A 16,917-nucleotide genomic window follows, 5' to 3' on the forward strand; every position below is an offset into this window, starting at 1 on the left:
GGGGCGACGCAATGCTTCGCCCCTACGTTTACGGTAAAATACAACCATGATAGCAACCCTGCGTGGAGAGATCTCCCAAATTGAAGAGAACGCCCTGATCGTGGAAGTTGGCGGCGTGGGCATGCGAGTCTTTGTCCCTGCGCCGATGCGGACGAATGCCAAAGCGGGTGAAATGGTATTTATGTTCACCTATCTTATCGTGCGGGAAGATGCGTTGACGTTATATGGATTTGAATCCCAGGCTGACAGAGACCTGTTCAACATCCTGCTCGGCGTGGACGGAGTCGGGCCGAAAGTGGCTTTATCCGTTCTTTCCACCCTCACCATTGACACGATCCAACGCGCCATCTTTGCCGATGAAGCCGACTTGTTGAACAGCGTCCCCGGTGTAGGCAAAAAGACCGCGCAAAAAATGGCCTTGCATTTGAAGGATAAACTCAAGCCAACGGATGCGCTTTCCAAAATTGCTGCGCTGGCGGATTACGACAGTGAAGTGCTGGCCGCGCTCACAGCGTTGGGCTATTCAGTGGTGGAAGCACAGGCTGCGATCCAATCTCTGCCAAAGGATGCGCCCAAGGAAGTGGAAGAAAGATTACGCGTGGCGCTTGGGTACTTTACAGGATGAAAGTTGGCGAAAGAATCCACGTCCGTGCCTGCAAAACGGATGGAACTGTATATCGAAGCTGGCAAGCCACAATCGAGTCTGTAACAGCAGACTCGATTGTTACAATTGCGCCTGCTGGTTCATCTGTGTTCAATATCAAGGGCGAAGATTACCCAATCACGCATCATTATCGGGCTTATTACTGGTTCGATAAATTCTACAATCTGCTTGAAATCTTTGAAAATAGCGGCGAATTATTTCATATTTACCTCAATATTGCATCGCCTCCTGAATTTGAAAATGGAATCATGAGTTTTAAAGACCATGAATTGGACGTCTCAAAATATGTTCCCAAGCCCGCTGAACTGATAGACGAAGATGAATTCGCCGAAGCCATTGTGAAGTATCAATACACAAAAGAATTTCAAGAGCAGATGTATGATGCAGCAAGGGAAGCATTGGAACTGGCGGAAAATTGGCAGGCGAAGCCTGTACCTGTGTTTTGAAATAACTCTGGTGGTCGAGTAGACGGCGATGTTCTTTCGTCGTCGTATCGAGACCACCACCAACGATGAGGAGAACTCCCATGCTAAAAAAGAAAATCACATTCATCGGTCCGGGCGTAATGGCCGAAGCCATGATCGCAGGTTTGTTGCATAAAAAACTTGCGGATGCAAAGAACATTATTGCCTGCGGTCCACGAGAGGCACGCGGTGAAGAACTGCGCAAGAAGTATGGCATCAAAGTTTCTACGGATAATGGCTCTGCCATCCACGAGGCGGACGTGGTGGTGTTGTCGGTCAAACCGCAGCGGCTGACAGAAGTAATGAAGGGATTGAAGGGCATCCGCAGTGATGCGCTGGTTCTATCCATTATTGCAGGCGCGACCATCAAAAAGATCGGCAGCGGCCTGAAGCACAAAGCCATCGTCCGCTCGATGCCGAATACGCCGGGCCAGATTGGCGAAGGCATCACGGTCTGGACTGCGTCCAAAGAAGTGACTGAAGAGCAGCAAGAAATGGCGCGTGCTATCCTCGGCGCGTTAGGTGAGGAAGTTTTCGTAGAGGATGAAAATTACCTTGATATGGCCACCGCTTTATCTGGAACAGGCCCCGCCTATGTTTTCCTCTTCACCGAAGCCCTGATCGATGCGGGGGTGCACATGGGTTTCCCCCGCCGCATTGCCGAGCAATTGGTCTTGCAGACCATCAAAGGTTCCGCTTCATTCTATCAAGGCGCGGCCAGTCACCCCGCCTCCCTGCGGAATCAAGTCACATCCCCGGGCGGGACATCTGCTGAGGCATTGTATTATCTGGAGAAAGCAGGCTTCCGTACTGCCATTTCGCGCGCGGTCTGGGCAGCGTATCAACGGTCATTGGAGTTGGGCAAGGAAAAGCCCGGTCACATTGACACAGATGAGGAGAAGTGAAGTTTGACTCTCTGTTAAAAAAGGAAATAGTTGTTCTTTGCATTCGTAATGTGGGGGGTTAAACAAAACAGCCATAATCCATCACGCTGTAAGTGGACAATTCTTGTCGTATAATGTCTTAAATCAAAGGAGATAAATGACCCAATCTCAGGCTGCGCCGTTCCAGCGAAGCCGTTTGGTTCCAACAATTCTTCTCGCTGCGACCTGTCTGCTCATTGCAGGGGCAGTGTTTTTCTACTTGCAAGTTCCAGATCTTTCCAGGCAATTACCTCCTAACGCAGTTCCAATCCTTGTAACTCTCAGCGCGCCAACCAGTGGAGAATTGGTTGGGCTTAATTTTTTCACAATTATTGAAGCCCAGGCCCTGGGGATAAAGCCGATTATATCAATGGAATTATGGATTGATGGAACGCCCATGCAAGCCGGGACACCAATCGCAGGATCGAATTCAAACTTGTACCGCGCGTCCTGGGTTTGGACTCCGGACAGGGAAGGCAATCACACTCTTCTGATTCGAGCGAAGGATGCCGACCAGCATGTCGGCACATCAAATATCGTTCGCGTCACTGTTTCCAAACAGGCAAACCAGGGGTTTGAAATTGATTACCAGCCCCAGCCTGAGGAAACGGTAGATTCTATTGCAGAGAATCTTGAGATCCGCTCCGAAGAAATCCTTGAATTAAATCCTCAGATCACGCCCGATCAGCCTCTTGATCCATCTCAGACATTGACCATCCCAATTGAATTTCCGGAGTTGAATATCAACCCCGGTGCCCCTCTTGTATCGGGCCAACCTCCATCGGGTCCCAGCCAACCGGCTTCGCCGCCATCCAGTCCGTTTCAATTCTGGCTCAGTAAAAACTTCTCTCCGATACAACCGGAGCTGCCTGCGGCCCCCAACCTCTATGTGAATCCCGGTGATTGCGCCGCAGAGATTTCAATCGGTTCCCAATCGGAGAATGAGGATGGATTTTTCTTATATCGTCTTGCGCCAAACAGTTCGGTCTTCAAGCGTATTCAAACCTTTGGCCCAGCCGACGGCGCAGCGCAGGTAACCTACGAAGATGCGGGCTTGTCTGGAAATTTTGAATATTACGTTTCAGCGTTTAGCACGGCAGGCGAATCACCCAGCAATATTGTCAGCGTGGAGGTCAGCGGTACGGCGTGCCCCGCCGCCAGGTGGTCAACCCTGCAATTGGAAAACCCGACGTTGATTACATCACTGCCAGTGGACAAATCCTATTGTTACGCCTCAGGGAGCGGTGGACCCTGGGCACGAGTTCCCTCAGCCCCAAACGCGTACTTGTTTCCGGAGGGCGGACAATTCGATCTAAGTCAGGAGCTGAATGCATTGGGATCGCCAATTGAGGGCCTCTCTCCATCAATTGAAATGGAGTGTTGGGGCTGGCAGGGAGACACGCTCACCTTCCTGGGAAGAGGCCGGCAGGATTACGACAGTGACGCTCAGACCCCATCAGAACTCCAACTGGCGGGAGATCATTTCCAGGTCACCAGTCAGGTGGCGAGCCGAACGGAGCCTATTTATTCCAAGGCTCCGCCAAGCCTTGTGATTTCACCTCCATCCAATTTCCACACGACCCAGGATCCAGCAGAGTGCAACAGCCATTCGGGCATCCCAGTGTTCGGCCCTCTCATTTGCGCCGCTCTGATAGACCAGCACGAAGAGCTGGTATTCGTCTGGGATTGGCCAAGCAATTCGTGCCCGGCAGGACAGGAGTGTGCCTTCGTAAACAATATTGACGGCTATCGCATTTACGGGTTCCCAGCTGAGTATCCTGGAGGCGCGCCCATAGAGTTGATGGCGACCGTTTCAAGCCAGGAGCAGACTGTCACTGGATTCAGCTTTACCACATTGGTGATCCAGGTAGAGTCGGGAATTTTCATTCCCGGACTTGAAGATGAGTATGCTGTCTATGAATTTTGCTATTATGCGACCGCTTTCCTCGACGGAAATGAGTCTGCGCCCAGTGAGACAATCTGTCCTGATGTTCCGCAGGAATTAAATTTCTTCCCAACAACGACCCCTGTCGTACCCGCTGCGCAGACACTTGTGATCCCGGGCGATAATCTTTCGACATGGGAGGGAACACACTACGACCTGAACGGTAACACGCTCTGCCCCTTTTCTCACCACAACGGCATATGGGGAACCTTAGCAGGGGATGCGATTCCTGATGGAACCGTATCCGTCGGTTATCTGCACAAGCGTTCCGGAACTGTATGTGATAAGTTAATTTCGGTTTTTTTCCGAGGGCAGATTGGAGATTTTTCAATACTCTCGCTTAAGGGAAAAACTGTTGAACGGGCCACCTTGTCGTACAGCTTATTAAACACAGCAGCTGGTGACATCGAGGAAGAGACGTTTGATAAGAATCAATCCTGTGCCGCTGCGCTCATGCTGTACGAGGTTTCAGCCGGCGATGAATGGCTGGGTGTCGTGCCGCCCTTGCAAACTTTATCTTCTGCTCCAGATCCGCAAACAAACATCGACATAACGCAGTTGATTGCGGAGAAGGTGGCGGAAGGTAATGACACCGATGCCTTTGAGAGCGTTAGATTCATTCTAACAAGTAATAGTGAAGCCCTTCCAAACGATGACAACTTGTGTATTTCCAACTATGGGAATTTTGAATTGATCGTAAGCTATCACTAGGAGCGCCATGAGATGTTCACTGCTCTATTTGCTGATGTTGTCGTTGGCAATGGGTACCTTGGGGTGTAATCTGCCGCTGCAATCAAGTGTAACCATCGGACCCCGTTCGTGGATCGACGCCCCGCAGGATGAAAGCACCATTCCGCTCGCCCCATACAAGATTGTTTCCCACGCAAGTGACCTTGGTGGAATTTCCCAGATTGAATTTTATGTCGATGGAGACTTGCTCGCCACAGTACCAAGTTCAAATACAAGCGCCAGCCTGGTCACAACAGAGCAAATGTGGGCGCCGCCGCTACCTGGTACATATCAATTGCAATCACGAGCCAAAAACAACGGGGGAGTCTGGGGTGAGTATGCGATGGTCACTGTCAACGTTGAAGGTGAGCAAACCGTTACGCCAACTCTTACAGAGTCACCTACTTCTGAAAGTACATCAACCCCAACTCTGACACCCACATCTACACCAACGCCAACGGCCAGCAATCCCACCTTTACACTCACCAAAAATGCATTTTGCCGTAAGGGCCCCGGTACTTCTTTCACTGACGTAACGGGAATTCCAATTGGGGAAACAGTGGATATTCAGGGAGTCAGCGCGGACCGCAATTGGTATTTCATTCTCTGGCAACCCCATAGTGTGAAATGTTGGGTTGCGGTGAACACCGGTCAGCCTGGTGGCAACTTGCAAGGCGTCCCGGTTCTGGCATCGCCAAATACGCCTGTGCCGGTTGAAGTACCAACCGAAGTTCCAACAGCTACTTCGTTAAAACCATAATGCCGAGAGTCAATATGCTGATATGCCTTCTGTCGCAGGCATATCACATCTTTCCCTTTCCAACAATAAACGCGGATGGGTTAAAATCCATCTGCGTTTATTTGTTTACTATTCCCTGCCAAACCCTGCAAATTAATTGAAGAAAAATGAAACCGCCCAGACAAATCGAAACTGAACGTCTCATCCTCCGCAAGCCTCGCATGGAAGATGCGCCCATCCTTTTCACTGCATACATGCAAGACCCGGAAGTGACGCGTTATACAACCTGGCGTCCACATCAGTATTTGCAAGAGGTGGATGATTTCATCAGGAATTGCATTTTGGCATGGGAGAAGGAAGTTCGTTTTCCTTGCGTCATCACGCTCAAGGGACAGGAAGAACCGTTCGGAATGATCGACTTTCATATCAAAGGCTGCACGGTTGGGTTGGGATATGTCATTGCCCGTTCTCATCAACGCAAAGGGTATGCGACTGAGGCTACACGCGCCATCATTGACTGGGCTTTCCAACAGCCTTCACTTTATCGGGTCAATGCTTCAACGGATGTGGAGAATCTTGCTTCGGCGCGCGTTATGGAAAAGGCTGGCATGCAGCGCGAGGGACTGTTGCGGAAATATATTGTCCACCCGAACATTAGTGATGTGCCGAGAGATAGTTATATTTACGCGATTGTGAAATGACCCACCCGCCTAATAAGAAGAAAAATGAAACCACCTGAAGAAATCAAAACCGAACGACTCATTCTCCGCAAACCGCGCATGGAGGATGCGTCCGCTGTCTTCGCGGGCTGGGTGCAGGATTCGGATGTAACCTATTTTCTCACCTGGCTCCCCCATCAAAACATGGGGCAGACCCAATCCCTGCTCAGGAATGCAATTGCCGCCTGGGACGAGGGTACACGCTTTCCATATATGATCACACTTAAAGAAAGCGGAGCTGTCATTGGGATGATCGACCCGCGCATTGAAGTCCCTAAAGTAGGAATCGGATATGTAATGAACAGAGCTTATCAAAGCAAGGGTTACATGACCGAGGCCGCACGCGCCATTATTGACTGGGCATTCCAACAACCATCCATCTATCGCGTCTATGCCACAACGGATGTGGAGAACATCGCATCGCAAAGAGTTCTGGAAAAAGCGGGCATGCAGCGCGAGGGATTGCTACGAAAGTATATCGTCCATCCGAACATCAGCGACAAGCCAAGAGATAGTTATATGTATGCGATCGTGAAATAATCACCGATGCCTTCGTCTCGGAGGAGTTGGCCAAGGAAAAACAGAACACATTGATACGGATGAAGAGAAATGAAACCGCCCAGGCAAATCGAAACTGTACGTCTCATCCTGCGCAAGCCTCGCATGGAGGATACGCCTGCCGTCTTCTCTGGCTGGGTGCAAGATTCCGATGTAACACGTTATATGACCTGGCGTCCGCATAAAAATGTGAAAGAAACCTACGCTATTGTTGAACTCATGATTAAACTTTGGGATAAAGGGGAAGCTTATTCCTACGCAATTACTCTGAAAAATTCAGATTCCGTTATCGGAATGATCGCCATGCACCCTGATGGCTTCAAGGTTGGGGTTGGATACGTGCTGGCGCGTTCGTATTGGGGCAAAGGTTACGTGACGGAAGCCGCATTTGCAGTGACAAATTGGCTGATGGAACAACCAGATATTTACCGCATCTTTGCAACATGTGATGTGGAGAACCTTGCCTCAGCGCGAGTGATGGAAAAAGTGGGTATGATTCGAGAGGGAGTGTTGCGAAAATATGCACTCCACCCGAATATCAGCGATAAGCCGAGGGATAGTTATATGTACGCGATTGTGAAGTAAAGGCTAAATGTGTCACCCTGAAGGAGCGTTCGTTGCGACTGAAGGGTCTCTGACATTACGGGAGAGATGCTTCGCCACGCCTGCCTTGGCGGGCGGTGCCAGGGAAAAGCGGCTCAGCATGACACAACTTAGAGAGTGGGGGCAGGTTGCTTTATAATACGGGGCGTTCAAATCGAAAAAACTGGAAGCCATGTCACTCATCACTGTAAATTCACTCTCCAAATCATACGGCCCTACTGATATTTTCAGCGGGGTATCTTTCACTGTGTCCAAGGGCGCGCGCATGGCCATTGTTGGGCCGAACGGGATCGGCAAGACCACCCTCATGCGCATCCTGGTCGGCGTGGATGAGCCCACCTCAGGCACAGTATCCCGTTCACGCGGAGTCCGAATCGGATATTTGTCGCAGGAGGCGGATTTCCAAATGTCGGGCACGATCTGGTCGGCCTGCGAAGCCGTCTTCGAGCACTTCAAAGCGGAGCAGGAGGAATTGCATCGCCTTGAAGCGTTGATGTCTGACCCCTCCCAACTTGACGAAGTGATGGAACGTTACGGCAAATTGCAGGAGGATTTTGAGCGGCGCGGCGGTTACACCTACACCACCAAGATCCGCCAAGTGTTGACGGGTTTGGGATTTAGCGAAGCCGATTATCAACTCGATCTTGACCATCTCTCCGGCGGCCAGCGCACACGCGGGTTTCTCGCGCGCCTCCTGCTTGAGGACCCGGACCTGCTCCTGCTTGATGAGCCCACCAATCACCTCGACATTGCCGCCGTCGAATGGCTTGAAGGATATTTGAGTCAATGGGAAGGCGCGGCCATCATCATTTCGCATGACCGTTTCTTTTTGGATAAAGCCAGCAACATCATTTTGGAAATGTTCCCGGGCACAACAGAAACTTATCGCGGCAATTACAGTGCCTATCTTAAGCAGCGCGCCGAACGGATGGCGCGCCGTCAGGAAGTTTTCGAGAGCGAAAAAGAAAAGCTGCAAAAGGAAATGGAATACATCCGCAAGAATGTTGCGGGGCAGAATGTATTGCAGGCCAAAGGCAAACTCAAACGTCTCTCGCGCATTATTCAAGCCATCGAACAGATCGGCATGGAGGCCGCGCTCAAACAAAAATGGAGCGAGACCGCAGGCGAAGTTTCCGTTACCACCTCCATTCTCAGCGTGGAGGAAGCTGGCCGCCGCATCAATGGATTGCAGTCACCCGTGCGCCAATTGCCCAATTTGCATTTGCGTCTCAGTCAGGCCGGGCGCTCAGGCGATATGGTCATCCGCACTGAGAATCTCAAAGTGGGATTCTCGGATAAATTCTTGTTCTCATCACCCAACATTGACCTAAGACGCGGCGACTGTGCCGCATTGATCGGACCGAACGGCGCTGGCAAATCGACCTTCCTCAAAACGATCCTCGGTCAGATTCCGCCGTTAGCGGGTGAGGTGACTCTGGGAGAGAGTCTGCACATCGGGTATTTCGCCCAAGCGCACGAAAGCCTTAATCCAAAGAACAGCGTGATTGATGAAATCATTCATGCTACAAATTGGCTTCCACAAAAAGCACGCGAATATCTCGGCAAATATTTATTTTCCGGTGATGATGCTTTCAAGATGGTGTCCATGCTCTCCGGCGGTGAGCGCGGACGCCTCGCGCTGGCGAAACTCGCCTTGCAGGATACCAATCTTCTATTATTAGATGAACCCACCAACCATCTGGATATCCCTTCACAGGAAATCCTCGAAGCCGTGCTGGATGATTACGAAGGCACGATCCTGCTAGTCACGCATGACCGTTATCTCGTGGATGCCATCGCGACTCAAATTTGGGAGATCGACACAGACGAGTCGCATCTGATCATCTTCAAGGGTATCTATTCGCAATTGAAGGAAGAACGCGAAAAAGACCTCGCCCGCCGCGCCGCCGCACAAGCGGAACGTGAGGAAGAGGAGTCCCGCAAAAAATCGACGCCAAAGGCGAAGGCTGTGAATACACAAGAGGAAAGAAGAAAGAGGGCCCTTAAGCAGGAACTGGAAAATAAGATCGCCAAACTCGAAGCGCAGTTAGGTGAGATCAGCGAGCAGTTGGCACATCCACCCAAAGATGCGGGTGTGGTGATAAAGCTGGCGAAGGAATATGATAATGTCCAAAAAGAGATGGATGTAAAGCTGGCCGAGTGGGAAGGGTTGCAAGGGTAAAAATAATCAGTACTGGTAACTACTATCAGGAATGAACTGTAAATATTGCTTGTGTTGCTCATCCAATCTGTACGTTAATCGATGAATCATATAGGGACCTCCTGCACTATCGCGCGTGATTTGTATTCCCGTAAGGCGATTATCCAATTCTTTAATTGCGAATTCAATTCTCTTTTTTGTAAATTCGTCAAAACCAACAGTTAAAGTTCCATTATCTGATCTATCATCACCACCGTGAATGTTTATTCTAATTCCATCTTCTGGCAGAGTTTTTAAGTCATTCTGAAGGATTGAAAAATCATAATCACCCTTGTAATAAATCTCAATTAAACTTGGCGGTATCCATCGAAAACCCACCTCTAATTTTGTAGTCCCGATACCGTTTGTTCTAGGTTTAACCATAGTCATCCATTTCTCAATAAATTCACCTTGTCTAAACAGTAGGTAAGCACTAATATCCTTTGCAAAGAAAATTGTTTGCATATCGATATACTCAAAGCATTCCCTTACCAAAGCTGAGGAAGCTGTTGAAAATCCAGCCCCTATTACAATTTTTCCTCTTCTACTAAGCGATGCAACTGCTGGCACAAAATCTGCGTCGCCTGATAGGAGGTACGCAGTTTCCCAAGAATCCATTGTGTCAAATAAAGACACAATAAGAGATGCGTCAATGCCTTTTTCTGAATTTGAGGTTACTATTGTATTTCCGCCACATTTTTCACATTGAACAGTGAACGATTCTCTTTGTGTTCCCGGAATATTTACATCATGAGCTGTAACCCCTCGATGTTTGTTTATTCGATCAACAAATTGATTTAAATAATTTCCATCAATTCGTGCTTCTGAAGGGCCAAGGCGACCCGAGTAAAAGACCCGTGTGTTTGAACTGCTTCCAACAAGCACCTGTGTAAGAGTGTCAAAATCGAACCAATTCAGGAAATAGTCACGAACAATTTTCGGATCATAAATTCCAGATTTAATTAGTTGATTATAAAGATTGGGAAGATCAACAAAAACTGCATTTGTCATGGGATTATCCTTTTGCTACTTTGACCTTTTAACAATTATACGATATAAGAATTCAATGTCACACAAATTCTCAAATCCATTAGGCATTCATTTCAGCAAGAAGCATGAACAAAAGCGTAAAATCCAATTTTTAAATTGACTTTATGCAGGCTCAATAGTACTTATAAAAGATGAAAGCATTAGGAACCAACTTTCTTTTAGTTCTCATCCTTGTTGTTTTAATTCCATACCTTATCATCGCCGCCTTAATCTATTATTCATGGAGTCTATTTCTCTCCATTGCAATCTGGGCTGCGTGGGGTTTACGAGGGCGTCATATTCTATTCGTTTATTCGGACAGCCCGATCTGGTCAAGTTATATTGAAGATGAAATCCTTCCGCATATTGCAAAAACGGCGGTAGTCCTTAACTGGTCAGAAAGAAAAAAATGGAAAATTTCACTGGCGGTTCTGGCTTTCAAACTTTATGGCGGGAGCAGGAACTTTAATCCATTGGCGATCGTGTTTCATCCATTTCGCTTTCACAAAATATTTCGGTTTTATGAAGCCTTCAAAGAATTCAAGCATGGAAAGACTGAAAATCTTGATAAGATTAGAACAGACTTTCTTAAATTTATTAATTGAGAATCCAGGAGTATCGCATGAACAAACGCGCGAAATTCGATTTTGAAATTGACTTCACTAACGATGGCGGAATTCAGCGATAATGCAAAAAGTCATTCGTGCTTTTTCAATCCTGACATTTTTAGGCGGATTATCGGCGTTTGTGTATCTGGCGACTCTGCCCGGAGATACCCAAAACGGCGTCCTGAATTTGTCTCCCTTCCGCCTGCTGTCCCTGGCTGGGATATTGGCGGTTATCTGCTTTAGTGTTTTCATCTTCTTCAGGTTTAAATCCACTGAGAAAGTGACAAATCTGGTTGAATGGATAAAGAACTTTAGATTGGGAATATTTTTATCATTTGTCTTATTTGCTTTTCCCCTGACGTCCTGGGTTGCATTTCTTTATAGGGAAGTATTAATAACATTGTCCAATGAAGCAGTTTATGAGCGGCTTGCTCCGCTGATGCTGCTTGGGTCGCTGGTATGCATGCAGGCGGGAGTCGTTTTAGTACTACCCTTCCTCAGCGATAAAAAAGAAGATTCGCTCAAAAGCGTTTGGAAAACAGCATTGATTATTGCGGGGGCATTTGCTTCGATAGCGATTTTTATATCCATCACAGGAATTGGCTTCACTTTTGATAATGTTGGCCTCAATTGGGGACCCGCGGGAACCCCGTTGACGTTTGCTCAGGTCAATCTGGTTCTCTCGATTGGCTTTCTTCTTTCTTTTCCAATTTACATGATCGGCTCCAGAATCAAAGATAACTATTCTCGCTGGCTGTTAGTGTTGGATGTTGGAATCTTTTTGGCATTATGGGGGATGGCTGTCCTTCTTTGGTCGCATCAAACCATAAGCCCTTCCCATTTTGCGCCTGCCCCATCCGCCCCGAATTACGAATACTATCCATATTCAGATGCCTCCTTATTTGACAGAATGTCCTATCACTTGCTTTCAGGTGTTGGTTTTTCAGAAACATTGGTGCGCAGGCCTTTGTATGTGGGGCTGGTTGCCTTATTCCACAAAATCGGCGGGGTGGACTATGATGGAACCGTCTTTGTTCAAATCCTGTTCCTTGCGTTGATCCCCTCTTTTATATATTTGCTGACAACCAAACTGTCCAACCGTCTCGCTGGTTTCATGGCGGGAGGGCTTATCGTTTTGCGTGAAATGAATGCCATTGATCTCTCAGGGAAAATCGTTGTCTCGCACGCAAAATTGATCATGAGCGACCTGACAACGACTTTGGGAATCATTGTTTTTGTGTATGCCTGTATCATCCTGTTCATAAAACCAAGGCATGATAAATGGCTGCTGTTAATCATTGGCGGAGTCCTGGGCCTGCTGGCTTTGGTGCGGGCGCAATCATTGATCCTCGTGCCATTGATTCTCTTGCTTGCCCTGCTTCCTCAAAAAACGAGGAAGCCTCTGTTCATCAGTTCCGTGTTTATTCTTCTCGGACTTATTCTGGTTATCACTCCCTGGGCATGGCGAAACTGGAATAGTACCGGCACTCTTGCACTGGGTGACCCTGGCGAGAAGATGTTGATGGCGCGGAATTATTCATTAAGTCCCGTGGAATATCCACAGCCTTTGCCTGGGGAAACAACAGCAGAATTTTCAGACAGGCTTTCCCATGAAATACTTTCATTCATATTTGAGCATCCCGGGAACGTGGCTTTTTTCATCTCCAATCATTTCATGCACAGCCTTGCCACTAGTGCGGTTTATATTGCACCGGTCTACTCCACAGGTACACCTGAAGATCTCGTCAGCCAAAATCCGTTTTGGGGCATTTGGGATGGGTCATTGACCAGAGGCAACCTTCTCGCTTTGATGGGCAACCTTGCCATCCTTGCTTTTGGAATAAGTCTTGCGCAAAAGGATAACAAACTGGCTGGCTGGTATCCTTTGTTGGTTCTTGTGGTGTATCAGGCAGGAAATGCACTCGCTCGCACTTCGGGATGGAGATTTGCCCTCCCGGTGGATTGGATCACCCTGATGTATTTTTGCATCGCGCTCTCTTATCTGCCGTCCAAAATCGGCTTGTTGTTTGCGCGTCAATCCACAGGGCTTGTCGATGACCGACTGCCTAAAAAAACAATCTCCGTTTATCCAGCGGTATTTTTATTCCTGTTTTTTATGGGCGTTTCCGTCCCTCTTGCAGAACGGTTGATCCCCGCGCAGAATTTCGATCATTTGATGGATGAAACCAAAAGTGCCCTGATCGAAAAAAATATTCTAACGTCAGATCAATTCGCGCAATTCCTTGAACAGAAAAATGCCGTTTTCGTTTCAGGTATTGCACTTTATCCCCGTTATTACAAACCGGATGGAGGCATTTATCTGGCAGACATGCCCGAAGATTTCCGATATTTACATTTCTGGTTGATCAATGATGGTGATGCGCAAATTATTTTGCCCAGGGAAAAGCCGCCGGAGTTTTTCCCTCATGCATCCACTGTTTCAGTGATCGGTTGTGATGATGGCAATTTTATATCCGCCTGGGTTGTAGTTCTTAAAACAGAAGCTGGGGAGCAGGTGGTCCTTCAGGGACCAATTCAGCCATTTATATGTCCGTAAAAATATTGGGAGCATCCATGAATAAACGTGTTAAATTCGATTTTGAGATCGACTTCACCAACGGCGGCGGGATTCAAGGGCAGGATTTCCGCCTGGATATCGACGGGGATGATATTGAAGATAAAGCCCTCGCGGATTACCTCGTCAAAGACATGCAATTGCTGATGGTGGGTGAAGTGCGAATCCTCAATAAAAAGATCATCGCCGAGAAGCACAAGCGCCACCCAATCAATTTACAGAACGATGCCTCTTACATTGACTTGAGTCACGTTATCTACGATGGGTTAATTACCCATAAAGGATTGCCCGCCCCTATCATCTGTGACTATCTCAGCCGCGAAGCCTCACGCGAACGTTACGCCCCAGGCACGGAATTTCAAATTGGCAAGATCGAAATGGTGACGAATACAGGCACGTATGTGGATTGTCCATTTCACAGATATGACGACGGCAAGGACTTATCCGAAGTGACACTTGAGAGTTTTGTTGACATCGAAGGTATTGTCATCCGTGCGGATCATCGCAAAGGATTGGCTGTCACGGTGGAGGCCTTCAAAGGCAAAGAACTGCGCGGACGTGCGGTATTAGTCCACACGGGCTGGGATGAACATTGGGCAACTGATACGTATCTGGAGAATCATCCCTTCCTTACCGAGGATGCGGCTGTTTATTTGAAACAATGCGGAGTCAAACTCGTCGGCATCGACTCGATGAATATTGACGACACACGCGGCAAAGCGAGACCTGTCCACTCGACGTTACTGCGGGATGAAATTTTGATCGCTGAGCATTTGTGCAATCTGACGAACGTCCCTGATGAAGGGTTCACCTTTACAGCTGCACCGCCGAAATTCAAAGGGGCGGGCACCTTCCCCGTTCGTGCGTTTGCGAGGTTAAAGTAATTTCATCTTGAAAGTGCTATACTGATTTTGAGAAGGCCGTGTGGTCTTCTAATTGCAAGACTAAATGAGAAAGCCTTGCAGGAGGGAGAAATGCCCTGGGAAGATCAATTAAGGGGAAATTCTGTAGATTGGTTGCTTGAGCCCGAGTCGCCGGGAGTTCGTTACCTGGCGCTGCGCGACCTGGTGGGGCTGTCGAACGAAGATGTAGAGTTAAGATCCGCACGAAAGAGGGCACACAAAGAGGGCCCCATCGCGGATGTTCTATCCCATGTTGAAAAGGCGGGCTATTGGGTCAGAGCTGGGCCCGGTTACAACCCAAAATATCGCTCAACTGTCTGGTCTATCATTTTATTGGCCCAACTCGGCGCATCCGCCTATGAAGATACACGGATCGATCAGGCCTGCAAATATATGCTGAACCAACTGGCGGAAGGCGGCCAATTTACCACAACCTCATCCGGCGCACCTTCCGGTACCGTGGATTGTCTTCAAGGAAACCTCTGCTGGTCGCTTATGGAGTTAGGGTACGATCATCCGCGCTTGAAATCAGCCTATGAATGGATGGCGCGGACGGTCACTGGTGACGGGATCGCGCCAGTGGATGAGAAGGATGCGCAGGTCCGCTATTATGCATATAAGTGTGGTTCCACCTTTGCCTGTGGAGCAAATAATAAATTACCTTGCGCATGGGGCGGGTGCAAGGTCATGATGGCTTTCAGCAAATGGCCCGTCAGAAGGCGGACTCCATTGATCAAGAAGGCTATCAAACAAGGCGCGGATTTCTTTTTCAGTGTTGACCCTGCCACAGCAGAGTACCCAACCAGGCTTGGAGACAAACCCAGTAGAAATTGGTGGAAGTTTGGCTTTCCTGTATTTTATATTTCAGATATTCTGCAAATCGCCGAGGCTCTGGTTGGGCTGGGTTATGGAAAGGATAAGCGGTTAGCGAAGACCTTGAAGATCATCCGTGAAAAGCAGAATAAGCATGGGCGCTGGCTGATGGAATATGATTACAGCGGCAAGACCTGGGTAAGTTTCGGCGTGAAGAAAAAACCGAATAAATGGGTGACGCTGCGAGCCTTAAGAGTCTTGAAAGCAGTTTCCTGATCGGCATTAGAATTATCCCAATAAAACCTCGGCATTTTGGCCGAGGTTTTATTTAACGTGAATAATGGATAAAAAAATAGGGAATAGTCAGGATAACAAACCCAAATGAAAAACGGCAACCTAGAGACTGGTTGCCGTGCTAATTTAAGCTATTTTCCAGCCTTTTTCTTTTTGGCAGGCTTTCGCTTTTTCTCTTTTGGCTCTGGCTTTACTTTCAGAATTGCAGCTACTGCCTCTTTAAAGTTGAGAGGGAAAAGAGAAACGGGCTTTTCGTTTGTGATTTTCTTTTCTTCTTTCTTGGTCATTTTGCCAGTATACCCCAGCCGACTCTAAAATACAACCGAATGATATAATTTTGCAAAAAGAATGGCGGAAAGTGTTCTAGCACTTCCGCCAATAGCCAGCGTGGTTGCTCACGCGTGCATGGATAGATTATCATTTCTTGCCGCCTCTGTCAACCAGAGGCGGTTTTATTTTGGAGCACACAAGATGGTAATTCAAGTTGTGAGGGGCATCCCCCGAAAAGACGTCTATAGTCATTTAATGGCACTATGCAATAATAGCGAAGATTTTTCAATTTCAAAATACAAAGATCAAACAGACGAAGACTTGGAACGTTTAACAATCGCAGATGCAAAGGCAATGGCTAGCAACAAAAGAGGCTCGGCAAACAATTGTATTATCGGAACAGTACGTTTATTACCTAGTGGAGACGATACGACCATTCAATTTGTTGCCAAAGATGCTATTTCACATCAGGCGGTTATTAATCCAGAATTATGGCGGCGTTTTATTGATGAGGTCAACGACTATTTTTCTAATTTGCATAAAGCGGTGGAACACCAAGAGTCAAAAGATTTAGAAATTAATCGGGAAGAAATTCTAGATTTAGATTCCATTTTAAAGACGGTTACAGAAGACACAAATGCAGAAGTGTTAGATATGAGAAATGTTGGTATTGGTATTCAAGAAGCACTTAAAGAATTTGGGGAATCACTCAACGATTCGAGGGATTCAGTATATGGCCTTATTAGTGATTTTGCAAATCAAACTACGCTTCCAACATCAAAGTTACTACAAGATTTAGCAAGAGATATTTCTTCGACAAGAAATTTCGATTTTTCTATTCCATTGCATCGGGAAACCGAAATTACACAGTTAAACTCCGGA

The 16,917-nt window shown here is 47.7% G+C and carries 16 protein-coding genes; 14 read left to right on the forward strand and 2 right to left on the reverse strand.

The window, feature by feature from the left end:
* Positions 1-46: 46 nt before the first annotated feature.
* From ruvA to abc-f, 9 genes are all read left to right on the forward strand, one after another.
* Positions 47-625, forward strand: a complete 579-nt coding sequence (gene ruvA, locus AC14M5_RS15085; protein ID WP_484030510.1) for a Holliday junction branch migration protein RuvA — start codon at positions 47-49, stop codon at positions 623-625.
* Positions 622-1,110: a DUF402 domain-containing protein gene (locus tag AC14M5_RS15090; protein WP_484030511.1), complete on the forward strand. Its 489-nt coding sequence runs from the start codon at positions 622-624 to the stop codon at positions 1,108-1,110. The genes ruvA and AC14M5_RS15090 overlap by 4 nt, the downstream gene beginning before the upstream one ends.
* Before the next feature lie 80 nt (positions 1,111-1,190).
* Positions 1,191-2,033 (forward strand): pyrroline-5-carboxylate reductase, encoded by an 843-nt coding sequence (gene proC / locus AC14M5_RS15095; RefSeq protein WP_484030512.1) that lies wholly within the window; start codon positions 1,191-1,193, stop codon positions 2,031-2,033.
* A 136-nt stretch (positions 2,034-2,169) separates the two neighbouring features.
* Positions 2,170-4,707, forward strand: a complete 2,538-nt coding sequence (locus tag AC14M5_RS15100; protein WP_484030513.1) for a LysM peptidoglycan-binding domain-containing protein — start codon at positions 2,170-2,172, stop codon at positions 4,705-4,707.
* A gap of 7 nt (positions 4,708-4,714) precedes the next feature.
* Complete coding sequence (locus AC14M5_RS15105) at positions 4,715-5,485, forward strand: Ig-like domain-containing protein (RefSeq protein ID WP_484030515.1); 771 nt, start codon at positions 4,715-4,717, stop codon at positions 5,483-5,485.
* A gap of 146 nt (positions 5,486-5,631) precedes the next feature.
* Positions 5,632-6,165 carry a GNAT family N-acetyltransferase gene (locus AC14M5_RS15110; protein ID WP_484030516.1) on the forward strand — a complete coding sequence of 178 codons (534 nt, stop codon included), beginning with the start codon at positions 5,632-5,634 and terminating at the stop codon, positions 6,163-6,165.
* Positions 6,166-6,189: 24 nt separating this feature from the next.
* Positions 6,190-6,723, forward strand: a complete 534-nt coding sequence (locus AC14M5_RS15115) for a GNAT family N-acetyltransferase (RefSeq protein ID WP_484030517.1) — start codon at positions 6,190-6,192, stop codon at positions 6,721-6,723.
* A gap of 69 nt (positions 6,724-6,792) precedes the next feature.
* Positions 6,793-7,326 carry a GNAT family N-acetyltransferase gene (locus AC14M5_RS15120; protein ID WP_484030518.1) on the forward strand — a complete coding sequence of 178 codons (534 nt, stop codon included), beginning with the start codon at positions 6,793-6,795 and terminating at the stop codon, positions 7,324-7,326.
* A 190-nt stretch (positions 7,327-7,516) separates the two neighbouring features.
* Positions 7,517-9,526: a ribosomal protection-like ABC-F family protein gene (gene abc-f / locus AC14M5_RS15125; RefSeq protein ID WP_484030519.1), complete on the forward strand. Its 2,010-nt coding sequence runs from the start codon at positions 7,517-7,519 to the stop codon at positions 9,524-9,526.
* Positions 9,527-9,532: 6 nt separating this feature from the next.
* On the opposite strand, the gene AC14M5_RS15130 is transcribed toward abc-f, so the two are convergent.
* Positions 9,533-10,555: an NYN domain-containing protein gene (locus tag AC14M5_RS15130; RefSeq protein WP_484030520.1), complete on the reverse strand. Its 1,023-nt coding sequence runs from the start codon at positions 10,553-10,555 to the stop codon at positions 9,533-9,535.
* A gap of 170 nt (positions 10,556-10,725) precedes the next feature.
* Here AC14M5_RS15130 and AC14M5_RS15135 point away from each other — a divergent pair, with 170 nt between their 5' ends.
* The 4 genes from AC14M5_RS15135 to AC14M5_RS15150 all read left to right on the forward strand — a co-directional run bounded on the left by AC14M5_RS15135 (position 10,726) and on the right by AC14M5_RS15150 (position 15,747).
* Positions 10,726-11,178, forward strand: coding sequence for a hypothetical protein (locus AC14M5_RS15135; RefSeq protein WP_484030521.1), 453 nt, complete (start codon positions 10,726-10,728; stop codon positions 11,176-11,178).
* Positions 11,179-11,260: 82 nt separating this feature from the next.
* A complete protein-coding gene (locus AC14M5_RS15140; RefSeq protein ID WP_484030522.1) occupies positions 11,261-13,738 on the forward strand; it encodes a hypothetical protein in 2,478 nt (825 codons plus the stop codon).
* A gap of 17 nt (positions 13,739-13,755) precedes the next feature.
* Positions 13,756-14,640 (forward strand): cyclase family protein, encoded by an 885-nt coding sequence (locus tag AC14M5_RS15145; protein WP_484030523.1) that lies wholly within the window; start codon positions 13,756-13,758, stop codon positions 14,638-14,640.
* Between the two features lie 90 nt (positions 14,641-14,730).
* On the forward strand, positions 14,731-15,747 hold the full coding sequence (locus tag AC14M5_RS15150; protein ID WP_484030524.1) for a nitrogen fixation protein NifH: 1,017 nt from the start codon (positions 14,731-14,733) through the stop codon (positions 15,745-15,747).
* Between the two features lie 149 nt (positions 15,748-15,896).
* Here the strand turns inward: AC14M5_RS15150 and AC14M5_RS15155 are convergent, their stop codons facing one another.
* Positions 15,897-16,052, reverse strand: coding sequence for a hypothetical protein (locus tag AC14M5_RS15155; RefSeq protein ID WP_484030525.1), 156 nt, complete (start codon positions 16,050-16,052; stop codon positions 15,897-15,899).
* Positions 16,053-16,236: 184 nt separating this feature from the next.
* On the opposite strand from AC14M5_RS15155, the gene AC14M5_RS15160 reads away from it, so the two are divergent.
* On the forward strand, positions 16,237-16,917 hold a 681-nt coding region (locus AC14M5_RS15160; RefSeq protein WP_484030526.1), incomplete at its 3' end, for a hypothetical protein.

The sequence above is a fragment of the Candidatus Villigracilis sp. genome (assembly GCF_057083605.1).

What these genes read in the sequence shown, in the direction of transcription:
- AC14M5_RS15150 (WP_484030524.1), top strand. Translation starts at nt 14,731, where the DNA reads ATGCCCTGGGAAGATCAATTAAGGGGAAATTCTGTAGATTGGTTGCTT.
- ruvA (WP_484030510.1), top strand. Translation starts at nt 47, where the DNA reads ATGATAGCAACCCTGCGTGGAGAGATCTCCCAAATTGAAGAGAACGCC.
- AC14M5_RS15155 (WP_484030525.1), bottom strand. Translation starts at nt 16,052, where the DNA reads ATGACCAAGAAAGAAGAAAAGAAAATCACAAACGAAAAGCCCGTTTCT.
- AC14M5_RS15115 (WP_484030517.1), top strand. Translation starts at nt 6,190, where the DNA reads ATGAAACCACCTGAAGAAATCAAAACCGAACGACTCATTCTCCGCAAA.
- AC14M5_RS15100 (WP_484030513.1), top strand. Translation starts at nt 2,170, where the DNA reads ATGACCCAATCTCAGGCTGCGCCGTTCCAGCGAAGCCGTTTGGTTCCA.
- AC14M5_RS15090 (WP_484030511.1), top strand. Translation starts at nt 622, where the DNA reads ATGAAAGTTGGCGAAAGAATCCACGTCCGTGCCTGCAAAACGGATGGA.
- AC14M5_RS15135 (WP_484030521.1), top strand. Translation starts at nt 10,726, where the DNA reads ATGAAAGCATTAGGAACCAACTTTCTTTTAGTTCTCATCCTTGTTGTT.
- abc-f (WP_484030519.1), top strand. Translation starts at nt 7,517, where the DNA reads ATGTCACTCATCACTGTAAATTCACTCTCCAAATCATACGGCCCTACT.
- proC (WP_484030512.1), top strand. Translation starts at nt 1,191, where the DNA reads ATGCTAAAAAAGAAAATCACATTCATCGGTCCGGGCGTAATGGCCGAA.
- AC14M5_RS15140 (WP_484030522.1), top strand. Translation starts at nt 11,261, where the DNA reads ATGCAAAAAGTCATTCGTGCTTTTTCAATCCTGACATTTTTAGGCGGA.
- AC14M5_RS15110 (WP_484030516.1), top strand. Translation starts at nt 5,632, where the DNA reads ATGAAACCGCCCAGACAAATCGAAACTGAACGTCTCATCCTCCGCAAG.
- AC14M5_RS15105 (WP_484030515.1), top strand. Translation starts at nt 4,715, where the DNA reads ATGAGATGTTCACTGCTCTATTTGCTGATGTTGTCGTTGGCAATGGGT.
- AC14M5_RS15130 (WP_484030520.1), bottom strand. Translation starts at nt 10,555, where the DNA reads ATGACAAATGCAGTTTTTGTTGATCTTCCCAATCTTTATAATCAACTA.
- AC14M5_RS15120 (WP_484030518.1), top strand. Translation starts at nt 6,793, where the DNA reads ATGAAACCGCCCAGGCAAATCGAAACTGTACGTCTCATCCTGCGCAAG.
- AC14M5_RS15145 (WP_484030523.1), top strand. Translation starts at nt 13,756, where the DNA reads ATGAATAAACGTGTTAAATTCGATTTTGAGATCGACTTCACCAACGGC.